This window comes from Polymorphospora sp. NPDC050346 (assembly GCF_040655695.1).
Lineage (GTDB): Bacteria > Actinomycetota > Actinomycetes > Mycobacteriales > Micromonosporaceae > Polymorphospora > Polymorphospora lycopeni.
Genome location: NZ_JBFAKM010000017.1, coordinates 141109 through 158070, shown reverse-complemented (window position 1 = coordinate 158070; position 16962 = coordinate 141109). Strand labels below are relative to the sequence as shown.

15 protein-coding genes and 1 pseudogene are annotated in these 16962 nt (G+C 72.5%); 9 read left to right on the top strand and 7 right to left on the bottom strand.

Annotated features, from left to right (window positions below):
• Positions 1-84 precede the first annotated feature (84 nt).
• The 5 genes and pseudogenes from AB0I42_RS19510 to AB0I42_RS19490 form a co-directional block, all read right to left on the bottom strand.
• Entirely contained in the window at positions 85-321 is a 237-nt protein-coding gene (locus tag AB0I42_RS19510; protein WP_357538928.1) for a helix-turn-helix domain-containing protein, read from the bottom strand.
• A 108-nt stretch (positions 322-429) separates the two neighbouring features.
• Positions 430-792, bottom strand: a complete 363-nt coding sequence (locus AB0I42_RS19505) for an MmcQ/YjbR family DNA-binding protein (RefSeq protein ID WP_357538927.1) — start codon at positions 790-792, stop codon at positions 430-432.
• 99 nt (positions 793-891) lie between these two features.
• Positions 892-1551: a dienelactone hydrolase family protein gene (locus AB0I42_RS19500; protein ID WP_357538926.1), complete on the bottom strand. Its 660-nt coding sequence runs from the start codon at positions 1549-1551 to the stop codon at positions 892-894.
• A 97-nt stretch (positions 1552-1648) separates the two neighbouring features.
• Complete coding sequence (locus AB0I42_RS19495) at positions 1649-2302, bottom strand: HNH endonuclease family protein (protein WP_357538925.1); 654 nt, start codon at positions 2300-2302, stop codon at positions 1649-1651.
• 458 nt (positions 2303-2760) lie between these two features.
• Positions 2761-4536, bottom strand: a pseudogene (locus tag AB0I42_RS19490) (phospholipid carrier-dependent glycosyltransferase); the annotation flags it as partial.
• A gap of 205 nt (positions 4537-4741) precedes the next feature.
• Here AB0I42_RS19490 and rsmI point away from each other — a divergent pair.
• Entirely contained in the window at positions 4742-5596 is an 855-nt protein-coding gene (gene rsmI, locus AB0I42_RS19485) for a 16S rRNA (cytidine(1402)-2'-O)-methyltransferase (protein ID WP_357538924.1), read from the top strand.
• A gap of 84 nt (positions 5597-5680) precedes the next feature.
• On the opposite strand, the gene AB0I42_RS19480 is transcribed toward rsmI, so the two are convergent.
• A complete protein-coding gene (locus tag AB0I42_RS19480) occupies positions 5681-7480 on the bottom strand; it encodes a hypothetical protein (RefSeq protein WP_357538923.1) in 1800 nt (599 codons plus the stop codon).
• 163 nt (positions 7481-7643) lie between these two features.
• On the opposite strand from AB0I42_RS19480, the gene metG reads away from it, so the two are divergent.
• The 8 genes from metG (at position 7644) to AB0I42_RS19440 (ending at position 16060) form a co-directional block, all read left to right on the top strand.
• A complete protein-coding gene (gene metG / locus AB0I42_RS19475) occupies positions 7644-9446 on the top strand; it encodes a methionine--tRNA ligase (protein ID WP_357538922.1) in 1803 nt (600 codons plus the stop codon).
• Between the two features lie 116 nt (positions 9447-9562).
• Positions 9563-10480, top strand: coding sequence for a TatD family hydrolase (locus tag AB0I42_RS19470; RefSeq protein ID WP_357538921.1), 918 nt, complete (start codon positions 9563-9565; stop codon positions 10478-10480).
• 74 nt (positions 10481-10554) lie between these two features.
• Complete coding sequence (locus tag AB0I42_RS19465; protein ID WP_357538920.1) at positions 10555-11019, top strand: hypothetical protein; 465 nt, start codon at positions 10555-10557, stop codon at positions 11017-11019.
• 47 nt (positions 11020-11066) lie between these two features.
• The gene (gene rsmA / locus AB0I42_RS19460) at positions 11067-11936 is read left to right on the top strand and encodes a 16S rRNA (adenine(1518)-N(6)/adenine(1519)-N(6))-dimethyltransferase RsmA (protein WP_357538919.1); all 870 of its coding nucleotides are present in this window, start codon (positions 11067-11069) and stop codon (positions 11934-11936) included.
• A 93-nt stretch (positions 11937-12029) separates the two neighbouring features.
• Entirely contained in the window at positions 12030-12986 is a 957-nt protein-coding gene (locus tag AB0I42_RS19455; protein WP_357538918.1) for a 4-(cytidine 5'-diphospho)-2-C-methyl-D-erythritol kinase, read from the top strand.
• A 116-nt stretch (positions 12987-13102) separates the two neighbouring features.
• On the top strand, positions 13103-14938 hold the full coding sequence (locus AB0I42_RS19450) for an ABC-F family ATP-binding cassette domain-containing protein (RefSeq protein ID WP_357538917.1): 1836 nt from the start codon (positions 13103-13105) through the stop codon (positions 14936-14938).
• A gap of 86 nt (positions 14939-15024) precedes the next feature.
• A complete protein-coding gene (locus AB0I42_RS19445; protein ID WP_357538916.1) occupies positions 15025-15480 on the top strand; it encodes a DUF4383 domain-containing protein in 456 nt (151 codons plus the stop codon).
• A gap of 112 nt (positions 15481-15592) precedes the next feature.
• Entirely contained in the window at positions 15593-16060 is a 468-nt protein-coding gene (locus AB0I42_RS19440) for a DUF4383 domain-containing protein (RefSeq protein WP_357538915.1), read from the top strand.
• Positions 16061-16081: 21 nt separating this feature from the next.
• Here the strand turns inward: AB0I42_RS19440 and AB0I42_RS19435 are convergent, their stop codons facing one another.
• Entirely contained in the window at positions 16082-16765 is a 684-nt protein-coding gene (locus AB0I42_RS19435; protein WP_357538914.1) for a TetR/AcrR family transcriptional regulator, read from the bottom strand.
• Positions 16766-16962: the final 197 nt, after the last annotated feature.

Genomic DNA, 16962 nt, shown 5'->3' with positions numbered 1-16962 from the left:
ACACCCCCCCGCCCCCGCCACAAAACACCGGCGCCCCCCCCCCCCCCGCGGCCGCCCCGGCCACCGCCGCGGCCCCGGGCCGGGCTACCGTTCGCTGTGGAATAGGACGCGGCCGCCGTATTTCTTGTGCACGGCCTGCTTGCTCACGCCGAGCGCGGTGGCGATCTCGGCCCAGGTGCCGCCCTGGGCGCGGGCGCGGCGAACCTGCACCGCTTCCAGGCGTTCGAGTTCGCGGCGGGCGGCGGCGGTGGCGGCGAGAGCCCTTTTCGGATCGTCGTCGCCGGCTACCTTGACCAGGCTCATCAGCTCGTCAGCCTCCATGCCCGACAGTCTGGGCAGACTCCGGGAGTCCGTCAACTTTGGTTGATAAGTCAACGGTAGTTGACGTCCGAAAGGCTGTCAATGAGAGTTGACGTCCGGCCGTGTCAGCTAGCGGGCGTCGAGTTCGGCGACCAGACCCTTCGGCGCGATCACCCGGTAGGCGTCCTCGCACAGCTCGGCGATCTCGGTCCAGTCCACGTCGCCGTCGAGGCGTACGCCGAGCCAACCCCGGTGACCGACGTAGGGCGGGCGGAAGAACCGCTCCGGCTCGGCCGCGATCAGCTCCTCCTGCGCGCCCGCCGGCGCCGCGCACCACAGGTGCGGGAACTGGTTCCGGTGATGGCCGGTCTCGTGCAGCGTCACGAAGGTGCTCTTGCCGCGCACGAACCAGGTCGGTGTGCCGTGGCTCAGTCGCTCGGTGACCTCGGGAAACCCGAGACAGATCTTGCGTACGCCCGCCAGCAGGTCCATCCGTCCGCCCCCTCCGTAGCCGGTCCGGTCAGGCTACGGCGGGGGTCGGACGGAAACCGGGTGATCCGTGGGGCGGTCCGGCCGGTCGGGCCGGCACGGTCAGGCCGGCACGGTCAGGTGGTCGTGGAACCAGGTCGCGGCCTCGTCGGCCACCTGTTCCAGCGCGCCGGGCTCCTCGAAGAGGTGGGTGGCGCCGGGGATGATCCGCAGCTCGGTGCCGGCGCACAGCATCTTGGCGGCCTGCCGGTTCAGTTCGAGTACGTCGTGGTCCAGCTCGCCGACCAGCAGCAGGACCGGTGCCCGTACGTCGCCGAGCGCCGGGCCGGCGAGGTCGGGCCGGCCGCCACGCGACACCACCGCCCGGATGTGGTCGCGTGCCGCGGCGGCGGCGACCAGGGCGGCGGCCCCGCCGGTGCTGGCGCCGAACAGCCCGATCGGCAGCGGCGGCGTGGCCCGGCTGTCGCCCAGCCAGTCCACGATGTTGACCAGCCGGTCGGCGAGCAGCCCGATGTCGAACCGCAGCTCGGCGGTCTGCAGGTCGGTCTGCTCCTCCTCGGGCGTGAGCAGGTCGACGAGCAGGGTGGCCAGGTGGCGTTCGTTGAACACGGCGGCCACCGCCCGGTTGCGCGGGCTGTGCCGGGAGCTGCCGCTCCCGTGGGCGAATACGACCAGGCCCTCGGCGTCGGGCGGCACCACCAGGTCGGCGTCGAGGCGTATCTGGCCGATCTTGATCTGGGTTTCGGTTGTCTGGACGTTCACGACATACCCTCCGGTTCCGCCGATGACGGTCCCGAAGGACGTACCCGGTCCACCGCCGGACTATCCCGTGATCTTCCGGCGGTGGACCGGAACCGGGTCAGAAGGCGTGGGTGACGGTCAGCGTGACGTTGGAGCAGCCGGCGGCGCGACTGGTCAGGGCGTTCTTCTCGGCGGTGTCGACGGTGAGACGCCAGCGGGTCTTCACCGCGGTCCACTCGCCGATGTAGCGGCACAGGTCGCGCGACGGCGTCCACTCGGCCGGGTCCTTGTCGCCCTTCGAGCGGTTGCTGCTGGCGGTGACGGCGACCAGGGACCGGGCGTCGCCGAGGTCGTTGGCGAACGACTGCCGGCGCGAGTTGGTCCAGTTGCGGGCGCCGGAGTCCCACGCCTCGGCCAGCGGCACCATGTGGTCGATGTCGAAACCGCTGGGCGCGGTGGTGGAGACACCGTCGTAGTACGAGTACCAGCGGCCGCCGGACAGCGTGCAGCCGGAACCGACGGAGGGTCGGGTGGTCGCCTCGGCGATGAGCACCTCGTAACGGGTGTTGCAGCCGTTGCTGTTCGCGTCGATCCAGTGCGGGAAGAGGTCCCGGTTGTAACCCGTACGGACCTCGCTGGCGACGGGCAGGTTGGCAATCATCGTACGTAGTGGCTGGGAGATGGTGGCGGCCTGAGCGGGGGCGGCGACGCCGAGTACGGCGACGGTGCTGCCGGCCAGTAGGGCGGCAGCCCAACGGAGGGTCCGTGACATGTCGACTCCATCCACGTCGAGAGATAAATCGTCTGACGCAGATATAGACATACGCGGTTCCCTTGGGGGAAGGGATCTTGCGTAAACAGTGGGAGAAGGTGAGCCGGCCAACCGACGATCATGGCGGTCCCGCCGGTCGCAAGCTGAGGCTATGGTCAGAAATCTGACCGGAGGTCACCCGTTGTGCGGGTGATCCAGGGTGGTTAAGCTCATGCGTGCGCGCCCCAATCGCCCGCTTCCCCCGTGGCAGGCGATCGGGGCGCGCACCTTTTTGCGCCAGATCCGCCTGGTAGGTGCGCCTGATCCTGCCTGTTTGTCGCGCCTGAGCCTGCCGCCTGTCGTGCCTGATGCTGCCGGCCGTTGTGCCTGATCAGCCCGGTGTCAAGCCGGGCGGGGCCGCAGCCCACCGGGCCGGCACGCCGCGGTGGAACCCGTGGCGCCCCGGCCGGTCGACCCGATCAGATCCAGCGACTGCCCAGCCACATCCGCGCCGACCACTCGGCATAGGGCAACAGCTTCCCGACGAACACCGGGTGGAAGTACGCGAAACAGACCGCCACCAGCAGGACGTACACGCCGGCGATGACCGCGCCGACCAGCCGGCGGTCGGAACTACCCGACGACGCCGGCTCCGGCTCGGTGGTCGTCGACTTCTCGCCAACCACGACCACGTCGGAACCCTCAGCCGGCGCGACGCCAGCCGCTTCCGACCCGGGCGGCGGCTCGCTCGGCCGCCCCAACCCCGGGCCGGCGACGCTCTCCGGCGGGCCGGCGTCCGGCGGTCCGCCGGTGTCGCCCGGCTGTGCCGGGGACGCGTCGGCACCGCCGGCCGGCACCGCCGGCCGGGTCTGGCCGATGATCGCCCCGAGCACGTAGACCACCGCCAGCACCAGGAAGGGCTGGGCCGGCGCGGTGTAGAAGTTGAACATCGTGCGGCTGTCGAGCGCGTAGTAGAACCAGGGCAGCAGGCCGGCGGCCAGGGCGAGCAGGATCGTGCCGGCCCGCCAGTCCCGCCGGGCGATGCCGAGCCAGGCCACCGCCACGATCGCCGGCAGGAACGACCACCAGAGCAGCGGCGTGCCGAGCAGCAGGATCTCGGCCGCACAGCTCGCCGCCCCGCAGGCCCCGTCGGTCGACCAGTAGAAGGCCACCGGGCGGCCGAGCAGCAGCCACTGCCACGGCCACGACTGGTAGGTGTGCGGCCGGTCCAGGGTGCTGTGGAAGTTGTACGCCTCGGAGTGGTAGTGCGCCAGGTTGAGCAGCGCCCCGATGATCGGCGGCTCGGACATGCCGGAGTCGGCCCGCCAGTGCCGGTAGTAGCCCTCGTCGCTGAGGAACCAGCCGGTCCAGGTCGCCAGGTAGGTGAGCACCAGCACCAGGGCACCCAGGGCCAGCCAGCCGGTCTCGTCGAGCAGCGTGTCGCGCCACGGCCGCCGTACGCCGGCCGAACGGCGAGCTCCGGCCTCCCACCACACGATCATCAGCACGAAGACCGGTACGAAGGCGAGCGCGCTCCATTTCACCGCGACGGCGCAGCCCATCAGCACGAAGGCGAGCAGCCGCCACCACGGGATCCCGGTACGCCAGTCGAACGCGGGCCGGCCGGCCCGTCCGGGGCGGCTCGGGTCGAGACCCGTCTCCATCGCGTTCAGCCAGCGGCGGCGCCGTACGTCACGGTCGACGACCAGGGCGGCGAACGCGGCGAAGACGAAGAACATGATGAAGATGTCGAGCAGGGCGGTGCGCGACAGTACGAGGTGGAAGCCGTCGAGGGCGACCAGCAGGCCGGCGGCGCAACCGAGCACGGTGGAGTGGAAGAGCCGGCGGGCCGTACGCACCATGATGAGCACGGACAGGGTGCCGATGACCGCCGCCGAGATCCGCCAGCCGACCTCCGGCGAGAGGGTCGCGATGTTGCCGGCGACCGAGATGTTCTGCTCGGTGTCGGCGTAGCCGAAGGCCCACTGGCCGAGCCCGATCAGCCACTTGCCGAGCGGCGGATGCACCACGTAGGAGGCGACGTTGTCCGTGTAGTTCCACTCGACGCCCTTGGTGACCAGGCCCCACGCGTCGCGGGCGTAGTAGATCTCGTCGAAGATCTTGCCCGGCGGATGTCCCAGCCCGACCAGGCGCAGGATCGCGGCGATCGCCACGACGACGCCGGTCGCGACCCAGGACCACGGGTCGAGGCGTGCGTCGAAGGGCGCCAGGCGGCGCCGTACGATCGCCGGGATGCCGCGCGCCGGGCCGTCGTCCGGTCCGTCGCCGGACGCGGTGGGCACCGATTCGTCCGGTTGTTCGCGGACGGTCTGCGCGCTGTCGATGCGCTTCTGCGCTGTCGCCGCCGGGGTCACCCCGCGATCGTAGGCTGCGGAGGCGTAAAACGACGTCCGTTGTCCAACTGTTGTAAGTCACGCGTGTCGATGAAGGGCTCGATTGGTGGGAAATTTGTCCGCAAAAGGGCGACTGGTGCTTGTTGGTGCACCGCTCGGGAACCCCGCCGACGCCTCCAGCCGGCTGCGGGACACGCTCGCCGCCGCCGACATCGTCGCCGCCGAGGACACCAGACGCCTCACCCGGCTGGCCCGCGACCTCGACATCACCGTCGCCGGCCGCATCGTGTCGTACTTCGAGGGCAACGAGGAACGCCGCACCGCCGACCTGGTCCGGGCCATCGTGGACGGCGCGCTGGTCGCGCTGGTCACCGACGGCGGCATGCCGAGCGTCTCCGACCCCGGCTACCGCCTCGTCCGGGCCACCCTCGACGCCGGGGCACCGGTCACCGCCGCCCCCGGCCCGAGCGCCGTCACCACCGCGCTCGCCGTCTCCGGCCTGCCCAGCGACCGGTTCTGCTTCGAGGGCTTCCTGCCCCGCACCGGTGGCCCGCGCCGCGCCCGGCTGCGCGCCCTCGCCACCGAGGAACGCACCCTGATCTTCTTCGAGTCGCCGCACCGGATCGCCGGCGCGCTCGCCGACCTCGCGACCACCTTCGGCCCCGACCGGCCGGCCGCCGTCTGCCGCGAGCTGACCAAGACGTACGAGGAGGTGCTGCGCCAGCCGCTCGGCAAACTGGCCACCTGGGCCGCCGACGGCGAACCGCGTGGCGAGATCACCCTGGTCGTGGCCGGGGCGCCGGCCGGCCCGCCGCCGCGCCCGACCGACGCCGAGCTACGGGCCGAGGTGGCCGGCCACGAGGCCGCCGGTATGACCCGCCGCGACGCCATCGAAGCGGTGGCGACCACCCACGCGCTCCGCCGACGCGACGTCTACCAGATCGTCCACGCCCCGGCCTGACCGTCAAGATCCGCGTGACCAGGGAGTTCGCACCCCGCTGCGCCGACCTGCTCCCTGATCACCAGGATCATGCGGGGCGGGCGGTCAGAACGTCGCGGCCAGGAAGCCGATCGTCAGCAGCAGCGGGGCGGCCAGGCTGGTCAGGGTCGCCAGGCGCCGGGACCGCCGGTCGGTCAGGCGCAGCGCGCCGGTCGCCCAGACGATGCCGACCCCGCACAGCAGCACCAGCGTCAGCCCGAGCGCCCACCGCAGATGCAGCGTCGCCGTGTCACCGGCCACGTACGCCGTACCGCTGTCCGAGCCGACCATCCGCGCCGACACCTGCGTACCGGCACTCCGCTGCTCCTGTGCCACCCCGAGCAGCCGTACCGACCCGCTGGTGAACGTCCCGCCCGCCGACGTGAACGCACCCTCGCAGCGCTGGCCGACACCGTCGCCGGCACAGTTCGTCACGGTCGCCGTACCGGCGCTGCCGCGCCCCAGCGCGAGCCACAGCGGCTCGGCACTCACCCACGCGAAGAACGTCGCCACCAGCGCCAACAGCACCAGCGACGCCAGGCCGGCGATCGGGCGGCGCGGCGGCCGGGGCACCTTGCCCCGTCGCGGCGCGGCCGTCGCCGGCTGCCGCCGGCCGGCCCGCATCCGCTGCCCCGGCCACTCCGGCCCCTCACCGGGCACGTCCTCGGTCGGCAACCAGAACGGTTCGCCGTCCGCCGGGGCCGTCCGCGCGGGCTCCGCGGCGCGCGCGGCAGGGACCGCCGCCCGGGCCGTCGCCCGGCCACCCCCATCCGGTACGGCGGGCACCGGCCGCGCCACCACGACCGGTTGCGCCGGCAGTTCGAGCTGGGCGGACTCCACTCCGATCGTCGGCTCGACCCCGTCGCGCCGGCTGCCGGCGCCGCTGTCACCGTCGACGACGGCCGGCACGGGGGCGGGTTCGGCGCGGACGCCCTCGGGGGTGCCGGCCGGGTCGGGTTTCGTCGCGGGGGTGGAGTCCTCAGCCGGGGGCGGCTCCAGGGCGGCCACGGGTTCGTGCACCGGCTCGTGCACCAGTTCGGGTCCGTGTGCCGGTTCGGGTGCCGGTTCGGGTGCCGGTTCGGGGTCGCCGACCTGCTCGGGCCTTTCGGCGGCCTCGGGTTCCTTGGCCGTCCCCGCTCCGCCAGCCGACCCCTCGTCGGCTGGTTCGGGTTCCGTGGCGGGCTCGGGTGTCTTGCCTGCTTCAGGGGCACCGGCCGGCTCGGGCTCGTCGGCGGCGTCGGGCGCGGCGACGGGTGCACTCGTCATGGCCGGCTCGGTCGGCTCGGTCGTGGCGGTCGGTGCCTCGTCCGGATCCGGGGTGTCCGTGGCCGCCGGGATCGGGGCGGCCGTCCGGGGGGCCGGGAGGTCGGTGCCGGGCCGGGTGGTCGCGTCCGTGGGCGCGGGTGCCGGCTTGACGAACTCGGCGGCTCGGGGCGCGTCGTCGGGCGGTGCCGGCGGATCCGCCGGTACTACAGGGGCGGGTTCGGCCGGAGCCGCAACCCGGCCGGGGACCGCCGCACCCGGGGCGGCCGGACCGGGCGCGACGGGCGTCGGCATCGGGTCCGGCTCGACGGGCTCCCGCACCGGACCGGGCCGGTCGGCCTCCGTCTCGGTGGGTGGCGCGGTCCGGGCCTCCGGCGTCAGGCTGACGGTCGGGGCCGGCGGGACGGCCGGTTCGGATGCCGGTACCGGAGCGAACCTGGCCGCCGTGGCGGCCGGATCGCCTCGCCACCAGGCGGCGTCCGGACCCGTTTCCGCCCAGGGGCCGGCACCGCTGCCGCCCCGGCCGGTCCCGGGTCGGGCCGTCGTGGCCGGTGTGCTGTCGGTGCTGTCGCCCGGCCGCGCCGCCGTAGATTCGCCCGTCACAACCTTCATTGGACTACGCCCCGGTCGGATGGTGGCGCAGCCGGCCGCGCGTGTCGGCCGACAAAGCGGACAAGTCGCCCGGCTGGCGTGAAGAAGGTCGGGAGTCGGTCGGCTCGGCTATCCGTTCGCGTCGTCCCGTACCCGGTCACTAGGCTTGTCCGCCATGAGTCACGTTCTCGCCGCGGTCGCCTGGCCCTACGCCAACGGCCCGCGCCACATCGGCCATGTCTCCGGCTTCGGAGTGCCCTCCGACGTATTCAGCCGGTACATGCGGATGGCCGGGCACGACGTACTCATGGTCTCCGGCACCGACGAGCACGGCACCCCGATCCAGGTCCAGGCCGACAAGGAGGGGGTGACCCCGCGCGAGCTGGCCGACCGCTACAACCGGGTCATCGTCGAGGATCTGCACGGCCTCGGGCTGTCGTACGACCTTTTCACCCGGACCACGACCGGCAACCACTACGCGGTCGTGCAGCAGATCTTCGAGGGGCTGTACGCCAACGGCTACATCGTGCCCAAGGTCGCCATGGGCGCCATCTCGCCGTCGACCGGCCGCACCCTGCCCGACCGCTACATCGAGGGCACCTGCCCGATCTGCGGTTACGACGGCGCCCGCGGCGACCAGTGCGACAACTGCGGCAACCAGCTCGACCCGGTCGACCTGATCAACCCGCGCTCGAAGATCAACGGCGAGACGCCGAAGTTCGTCGAGACCGAGCACTTCTTCCTCGACCTGCCCGCCTTCGCCCAGGCGCTCGGCAAGTGGCTCGACACCCGCGAGGGCTGGCGCACCAACGTGTTGCGGTTCTCCAAGAACCTGCTCGACGACCTCCAGCCGAGGGCGATCACCCGCGACCTGGAGTGGGGGGTGCCGATCCCGCTCGACGGCTGGCGCGACCGTAGCGACAAGCGGATCTACGTCTGGTTCGATGCGGTCATCGGCTACCTGTCCGCCTCCATCGAATGGGCCCGCCGCTCCGGCGACCCCGACGCCTGGCGCCGGTGGTGGGCCGCCGACGGCGAGGGCAGGGACGCCCGCGGCTACTACTTCATGGGCAAGGACAACATCGTCTTCCACTCGGTGATCTGGCCGGCGCTGCTCCTCGGCTACTCCGGCGAGGGCGACCGCGACGGCAACCCCGGCGAACTGGGTCGGCTCAACCTGCCGACCGAGGTCGTCTCCAGCGAGTTCCTGACCATGGAGGGCCGCAAGTTCTCGTCGTCGCGCCAGGTCGTCATCTACGTACGCGACTTCCTGGCCCGCTACGACGCCGACGCCCTGCGCTACTTCATCGCGGTCGCCGGCCCGGAGAGCAACGACACCGACTTCACCTGGGCCGAATTCCGCCGCCGCAACAACGACGAACTCGTCGCCGGCTGGGGCAACCTGGTCAACCGGTCGATCTCACTGGCGGCGAAGAACTTCGGTGCCGTCCCGCCGGTCGACCCGGCCGGGCTCACCCCCGCCGACGAGGCGCTGCTCGCCACCGCCCGCGCCGGCTTCGACACCGTCGGCGACCTGATCGGCCGGCACCGGCAGAAGCAGGCGATCGGGGAGGCGATGCGGGTCGTCGCCGAGGCCAACCGCTACCTGTCCGACCAGGCGCCGTGGAAGCTCAAGGGCGACGACGACAAGCCCCGGATGGGGACCATCCTGCACGTCGCGCTCCAGGTGGTCAGCGACGCGAACACGCTGCTCACCCCGTTCCTGCCGCACTCGGCGCAGAAGGTGCACGAGCTGCTCGGCGGCACCGGCGTACACGCCCCGATGCCGTCGATCGTCGAGGTCGAGGACCTGGACGGCGGGCCGGCCTACCCGGTGCTGACCGGCGACTACACCGTCGGCACCCGCTGGGAGTCGGTGCCGCTGCCGGCCGGCCGTCCGCTGGCCGTGCCGAAGCCGGTCTTCCGCAAGCTCGACCCCTCGATCGTCGACGAGGAACTGGCCCGCCTGGCGGAGTGAACGCCGACGAACTGAGCGCCAGCGGGGTTTCCCAGCCGCGACAACCCCGCTGGCGCTCAGTCCGTGCCGAGGTGTGCAGCGGCGGGGAGGGAGCGGGCGGGTGACGGCGGTGTGTGATGCTGGCGGCGATGACTGAGTCGACCGAGACCCGCCGCCAGCGCGCGGCCCGGCGGGCCGGTGAGTTCCCGCCCGCGCCCGAGCCGCTGCCCCGGCCGGTGATCGACAGCCACACCCACCTCGACATCACGATCACCGAGGCGGGCACGCCCGGCGGATCCGGCACCGCCACCCCGCCGACCGGCGGCGACCCCGTCGCCACCGCGATCGCCGTCGCCGCGCAGGCCGGCGTCGACCGGCTGGTGCAGGTCGGCGTCGACGTGGCGTCGTCCCGGTGGGGCGTCGAGACGGCCGCGAAGCATCCGGCGGTGGTGGCGACCGTCGCGCTGCACCCCAACGAGGCGCCCCGGCTGGCCGACCTCGACGAGGCGCTGCGCGAGATCGAGACGCTGGCCGCCGACGACCGCGTACGCGGCATCGGCGAGACCGGCCTGGACTTCTTCCGCACCGGAGAGGACGGCCGGGCGGCCCAGGAGCGCAGCTTCCGGGCGCACATCGCCATCGCCAAGCGCTTCGGCAAGGCACTGGTCATCCACGACCGGGACGCGCACGCCGACGTACTGCGGGTGCTCGACGACGAAGGGACGCCGGAGACCGTCGTACTGCACTGCTTTTCCGGCGACGCCGAGTTCGCCGCCGAGTGCGTACGCCGGGGCTACGTGCTCAGCTTCGCCGGCACCGTGACGTTCGGCAGCGCCACCGCGCTGCGCGACGCCGCGAAGATCACCCCGCTGGACCAGCTGCTGGTCGAGACCGACGCGCCCTACCTGACGCCGATGCCGCACCGAGGCCGCCCCAACGCGTCGTACCTGATCCCGCTGACCGTGCGGGCACTCGCCGAGACGACCGGCGCCGACCTCGACGAACTCTGCGCGGCCATCTCCGCCACCGGCGACCGCGTCTTCGGCCCCTGGTAACGGGGCAGCGGTCGGGCCCTGGCCCGGCGTACGCTGCCAGGCGAGCATCAGGTGGATCACCGAAGGGCACGCGGATGAGGGCTGACCAGACGGGGCGTCGCCGGCTGCTCCGTGTCGCGCCGTCACACCTGCTGGCCGTGGTGATCTTCGGCCTGGTCGCGGCTGCCGGCGGCAACGGGATCAGCGCGGGCGTGACCGGAATCGGCCTGCCGTGGCTGATCGCCGGACTGGGCGGCGTCGTCGGCTCGCTGACGATCCTGGTGACCGCGCTGCTCGTCAGCCACCCACCGACCCGCGGCGCGGCTGTCCCGACCGGGTCGGCGGGTTCCGTCGCGCCTGGCGTGCCGGTGACCATCGCCCGCTACCTCATGCTGGCCGCCGCACTTGCCACGGCGGTGGCCGGGATCATGTCGGCGCCCGCCGCCACCCACCCCGATCGCCCGCTGGTGATCAGCGTGACCGTCGGCCTCGGCGTCGCGTTGGCGCTGTTCGCGCTGCTGGCCGACGGCCGGGTCCGGCGAGCCGGCCGCACCGCCTGAACCTGCCCCGCCAGCGGCCGACGACGGGGACCGTAGGCTCTGCGGGCATGGGACTGCTTGGGCCGGTGGAGATCCGGGAACTCGCCGCGCGGCTCGGCGTCGCACCGACGAAGAAGCTCGGCCAGAACTTCGTCCACGACCCCAACACGGTGCGCCGGATCGCCGCCGCCGCCGACCTCGACCCCGACGACGTCGTCGTCGAGGTCGGGCCGGGCCTCGGCTCGCTGACCCTCGCCCTGCTGCCGGTGGCCCGGCACGTCCACGCCGTCGAACTCGACCCGGTGCTGGCCGGCGCCCTCCCGGACACCGTCGGGACGTACGCCACGCCGGCCGAGGCCGCCCGACTGACCGTGCACCACGCCGACGCGCTGCGGATCACCGCCGCCGACCTCGCCGCCCCGGCGCCGACGGCACTGGTCGCCAACCTGCCGTACAACGTCGCCGTACCCGTCGTCCTGCACCTGCTCGCCGAGCTGCCGAGCCTGCGGCGCGGCCTGGTGATGGTGCAGAAGGAGGTCGCCGACCGGCTGGTCGCCGGTCCCGGCTCCAAGGTGTACGGCATCCCGTCGGTCAAGCTGTCCTGGTACGCGAGCGCGAAGAGCGCCGGCCGGGTGCCGCCCAACGTCTTCTGGCCGGTGCCGAACGTCGACTCCGGACTGGTCGCGTTCACCCGGCGCGAGCCGCCCCGGGCCGGCGTACCCCGGGAGGTGGTCTTCACCGTCGTCGACGCGGCGTTCGCGCAGCGGCGCAAGATGCTGCGCGGGGCGCTCGCCGGCTGGGCCGGCGGCCCGGACCGGGCCGCGGCCGCGCTGACCCGCGCCGGGGTGGACCCCGGCGCCCGCGGTGAGTCGCTGACCGTCGAACAGTTCGCGGCGATCGCCGCGGCGGCTCCCGGCGGCACGGCGGCCGCCGAGTAGGCTGTCGCCCGTGCCGGACAGGAGATCAACGACCGGGCGGGCCGAGCCGATCAGGCCCCCCGCCCCCCGCCGCCTCGCCGCTGGTCGCGTCCGGTGACCGAGGCGTGGGGACCGGGTGGCGACGGCGACCAGCCACGCCGGTGGGCGACCGGACCGGTCCGGGTACGCGTGCCCGCCAAGATCAACCTGCATCTCGGGGTGGGACCACTACGCCCCGACGGCTACCACGAACTCAACACCGTCTACCACGCGATCTCGATCCACGACGAGCTGACCGCCCGCCACGGCGACACCCTCATCCTCACCATGGAGGGCGAGGGCGCCGGTGAACTCGCCCTCGACGAGACCAACCTGATCATCCGGGCCGCCCGCGCCCTGGCCGCCCACGCGGGAATGCCCGCCCACGCCCGCCTCCACCTGCGCAAGCAGATCCCGCTCGCCGGCGGCCTCGCCGGCGGCAGCGCCGACGCCGCCGCCACCCTGCTCGCCTGCGACACGCTGTGGGGCACCGGCCTCAGCCGCGACGAACTCGCCGACATCGGCGCCGGACTCGGCTCCGACATACCGTTCCTCGTCCACGGCGGAACCGCGCTCGGCACCGGCCACGGGGAGACGGTCAGCCCCGTCCTCGCCCGCCCCAGCACCTGGCACTGGGTCGTCGCCATCGCCGACGGCGGCCTGTCCACCCCGGCGGTCTACCGCGAGATCGACCGGCTGCGCGACACGGGCACCGCACCCGCCGCCCTCGGCAGCGCCGACGCCCTCCTCGCCGCGCTGCGCCAACGCGACCCGGCCGTGCTCGGCGCCGCCCTCGGCAACGACCTCCAACCCGCGGCCGTGTCGCTGCGCCCGGCCCTCGCCGACGTACTCGACGCCGGCCGGGCCGCCGGCGCCCTCGCCGGCCTAGTCTCCGGCTCCGGCCCGACCTGCGTATTCCTGGCCGCCGACGCCGCCGACGCCCGCCGCATCGCCGACGAACTGGCGGCCAGCGGCGTCTGCCGGGAAGCCCGCACCGCCCACGGACCCGTCGCCGGCGCCCGGATCGTCTGACCGCCCGCGTTAGTCTTGGCGGTCGCCCGCACAACCCGCGGTCGCAAATTAGTCTCGGCGGTCGACCGCACCCGCGGACGACCGCACACATGCGCACAGCCAGCAGAGGTGGAGTCTTGGCCAACATCGTCAACCTGGACCGGGTGTCCAAGGGCTACGGCGCGGCCGGCCAGCTCCTCACCGACGTCTCCCTCGGCCTCGACGACAGCGACCGGATCGGCGTCGTCGGCCTCAACGGCGCCGGCAAGTCCACCCTGCTCCGGATGCTGACCAAGATCGAGGAACCGGATTCCGGCCGGGTGACCCACCGCCGCGACCTGCGGGTCGCCTGGCTGCCGCAGACCCTCGACCTGGCCCCCGAAGCCACCGTCCGCGACGTCGTCATCGGCACCGCCTGGCTGCCCGAGGGCTTCGGCGCCGAACACGAATGGGCCGGCGACGCCGGCGTACGGTCGATCCTCGACGGCCTCGGCATGCCCCACCTCGGCCTCGACCAGCCCGTCGGGCCGATGTCCGGCGGCGAACGGCGCCGGGTGGCACTGGCCGCCCTCCTGGTCCGCACCGCCGACCTGCTGATCCTCGACGAGCCCACCAACCACCTCGACGTCGCCGGCGTCGACTGGCTCGCCCGCCACCTCACCGGCCGGCGCGGCGCCCTCGTCGTCGTCACCCACGACCGCTGGTTCCTCGACGCCGTCTGCACCACCACCTGGGAGGTCGCCGACCGCGCCGTACGCGTCTACGAAGGCGGCTTCGCCGCCTGGACGCTGGCCCGCGTCGAACGCGAACGGGTCGCCGCCGCCACCGAGGCCCGCCGGCAGAACCTGCTCCGCAAGGAGATCGCCTGGCTGCGGCGCGGCCCGCCGGCCCGTACCTCCAAGCCGCGCTTCCGGATCGAGGCCGCCAACGCGCTCATCGCCGACGTACCCGAACCGCGCGACACCGTCACCCTGCAACGGCTGGCCACCGCCCGCCTCGGCAAGCAGGTCTACGACCTCACCGACGTCACCCTGCTCGCCGGCCCCAAACTCATCCTCGACGACCTCACCTGGCAGGTCGGCCCCGGCGACCGGATCGCCCTGCTCGGCGCGAACGGGGCCGGCAAGACCACCCTGCTCCGGCTGCTCGCCGGCGTACGCGGACCCGACAAGGGACGCATCGTCACCGGCTCCACCGTCCGGCCCGCGTTCCTCTCCCAGGAACTCGCCGAGCTGCCCCGCGAACTCCGGGTCCTCGAAGCCGTCGAGGAGGTCGCCCGCCGGGTCACCCTCGGCGACCGGGAACTCGCCGCCTCCCAACTCGCCGAGATGTTCGGCTTCGACGACCGGCGGCTCTGGACCCCGGTCGGCGACCTCTCCGGCGGCGAACGGCGCCGCCTCCAGATCCTGCGCCTGCTCGCCGCCGAACCCAACGTGCTGCTCTTCGACGAGCCGACCAACGACCTCGACACCGACACCCTCGCCGCGCTCGAGGACCTTCTCGACTCCTGGCCCGGCACCGTCGTCGTCGCCAGCCACGACCGCTACCTGATCGAACGGGTCACCGACGTCGCGTACGGGATGTTCGGCGACGGCCGGCTGGTCCACCTGCCCGGCGGCGTCGACGAATACCTGGCCCGGGTCACCGGCCCCGCCGCGCGGACAGCTGGTACGTCCGGTGGACGTGCCGGGGACGGTGCCGGCCGCCCGGCCGGTGGAGGAACGTCCGAGGCCGGTGCGCCGGGACTCAGCGCGGCCGAGGTCCGCACCGCCCGCAAGGAACTCACCCGGCTCGAACGCCAGGTCGCCAAGCTCGAACAGAAGGCGGCCGGACTGCACGAGCAGCTCGCCGCCAACGCCACCGACTACGCCAAGGTCGCCGAACTCGACGCCCAACTGCGGACCGTCACCGCCGACCGCGAAGCCGTCGAGGAAGCCTGGCTCGCCCTCGCCGAACAGCTCCCCGACACCTGACCACCAGGGGTGTCCGCCGTCACGCCGGGGCTGTGCGCGAGAATCGTCGGCGACCACCACTGGAAACGGCGTTGGAGACTTCAGACATGGCGCACAACCCCGTCAACCATCCCGCGCGGCCGATCTACCGGGCCATCGGCGCGCTGATCGGCCTCTACCTGATCGTCTTCGGCGTGCTCGGCTTCATCGAGACCGGCAGCGGGGAGTTCTTCGCGCAGGACGGCAGCGCCGTGCTCGGCCAGGGCACCAACCTCGGCTTCTCGGTCGTCTCCGCCGTACTCGGGGTGATCATCCTGGTGGCCACCGGGCTCGGCCGCAACATCGACGCCGCCGTCAACAAGTGGCTCGGCTACCTCTTCATGGCACTCGGCCTCGGCGAACTCGCCGTACTGCGCACCGACGCCAACATCTTCAACTTCACCGTCGCCACCGTCGTCGTCACCATGATGATCGGCATCGTCCTGCTGATGGCCGGCATGTACGGCAAGGTCGGCACCGACGACGAGCACCGCGCCTGGCAGGACGCCCGCCTCATCCTCTAGTCACCCCTCCCGCCGTAGCCACCACGGGCGTCCGCCGTTCGGCGGACGCCCGTGCGCGTCCCGGGTGAGAATCAGGCCGAGCCCCCACGGAGGTACGGCAGGAGAAGACGCGATGGCGCACATACCCGTCAACCACCCGCTGCGGCCGCTCTACCGGACGATCGCCGGACTCGTCGGCGCGTACGTCCTCTTCTTCGGCATCGTCGGCACCGTCCGCACCTGGGGCGACCCGCTCTTCGAACGCGGCCCCGTCTGGGTGCTCGGCCTACGCACCAACCTGGCCTTCGCCATCATGTCGGTCGTCTTCGGCCTGGTCATCCTGATCGGCTCGGTCCTCGGCAGGAACTTCTCCCACTACCTCAACCTCGGCATCGGCATCCTGTTCATGGCCGCCGCCATCGGCATGATGGCCGTGATGCAGACCGACCTGAACTTCCTCAACTTCTCGATGTCGACCGTGATCGTGTCGATGATCTTCGGGCTGATATTCCTCGCGACCGGCCTCTACGACAAGGTCGGCTCACCCGAAGACGCCCACGCCGAAGAGAGGTACCGCAGCCAGCCGTCCTCCCGAAGTTGACCGACCGCCCCGTGACCGTGCTCAGCGGGTGAGCAGGGTGGGCTTGGCCTCCAGATGCGACAGGCCGTTCCAGGCGAGATTGACCAGATGGGCCGCCACCGTCTCCTTGCGCGGCTTGCGTACCTCCAGCCACCAGCGGCCGGTCAACGCCACCATGCCCACCAGCGCCTGCGAGTAGAGTTCCGCCAGCTTCGGGTCGTACCCCCGGCTCTTGAACTCGGCACCCAGAATGTGCTCGACCTGGTGCGCCACGTCGTTCATGACACTGCTGAAATTGCCCGTCGCCGACAACACGGGCGACTCGCGGACCAGCACCTGGAAGCCGTGGGTCTCGTTCTCGATGTAGTCGAGGAGCGCCAGCGCCGCCTGCTCCAGCAGTTCCCGCGGATGCCCGGCGGTCAACGCGGTCGTGATCCGGTCGAGCAGCGCCCGCACCTCCCGGTCCACCACCACCGCGTAGAGGCCCTCCTTGCCGCCGAAGTGCTCGTACACGACGGGCTTCGAAACCTTGGCCCGGGCCGCGACCTCCTCGATCGACGTCGCGTCGAAGCCGCGCTCGGCGAACAGTTGCCGGCCGGTCGCGATCAGTTGCTCGCGCCGCTGGGCGGCCGACATCCGTACCCGGGAACCGCTCTTGGCCGCCGCGGCAGCCGGTCGGGCACGTCCGCCGCCTGTGACAGCCGGACCCTCGCTGCGCTCGGTCACGGTGTCCCCTTGCTGCGCTCGGCGTCACCGTGGTGATCACTGAGCCTGATGGTTCCCTCGCTCCGCTCGGTCACGGCGTCACCTCGCTGCGCTCGGCGCCACCGTGGATCACTGAGCCTGATGGTTCCCTCGCTCCGCTCGGTCACGGGGCCATCCTGCCAGGCGTTAGACATGGGCGGGATGTCCGGGACCGCGCT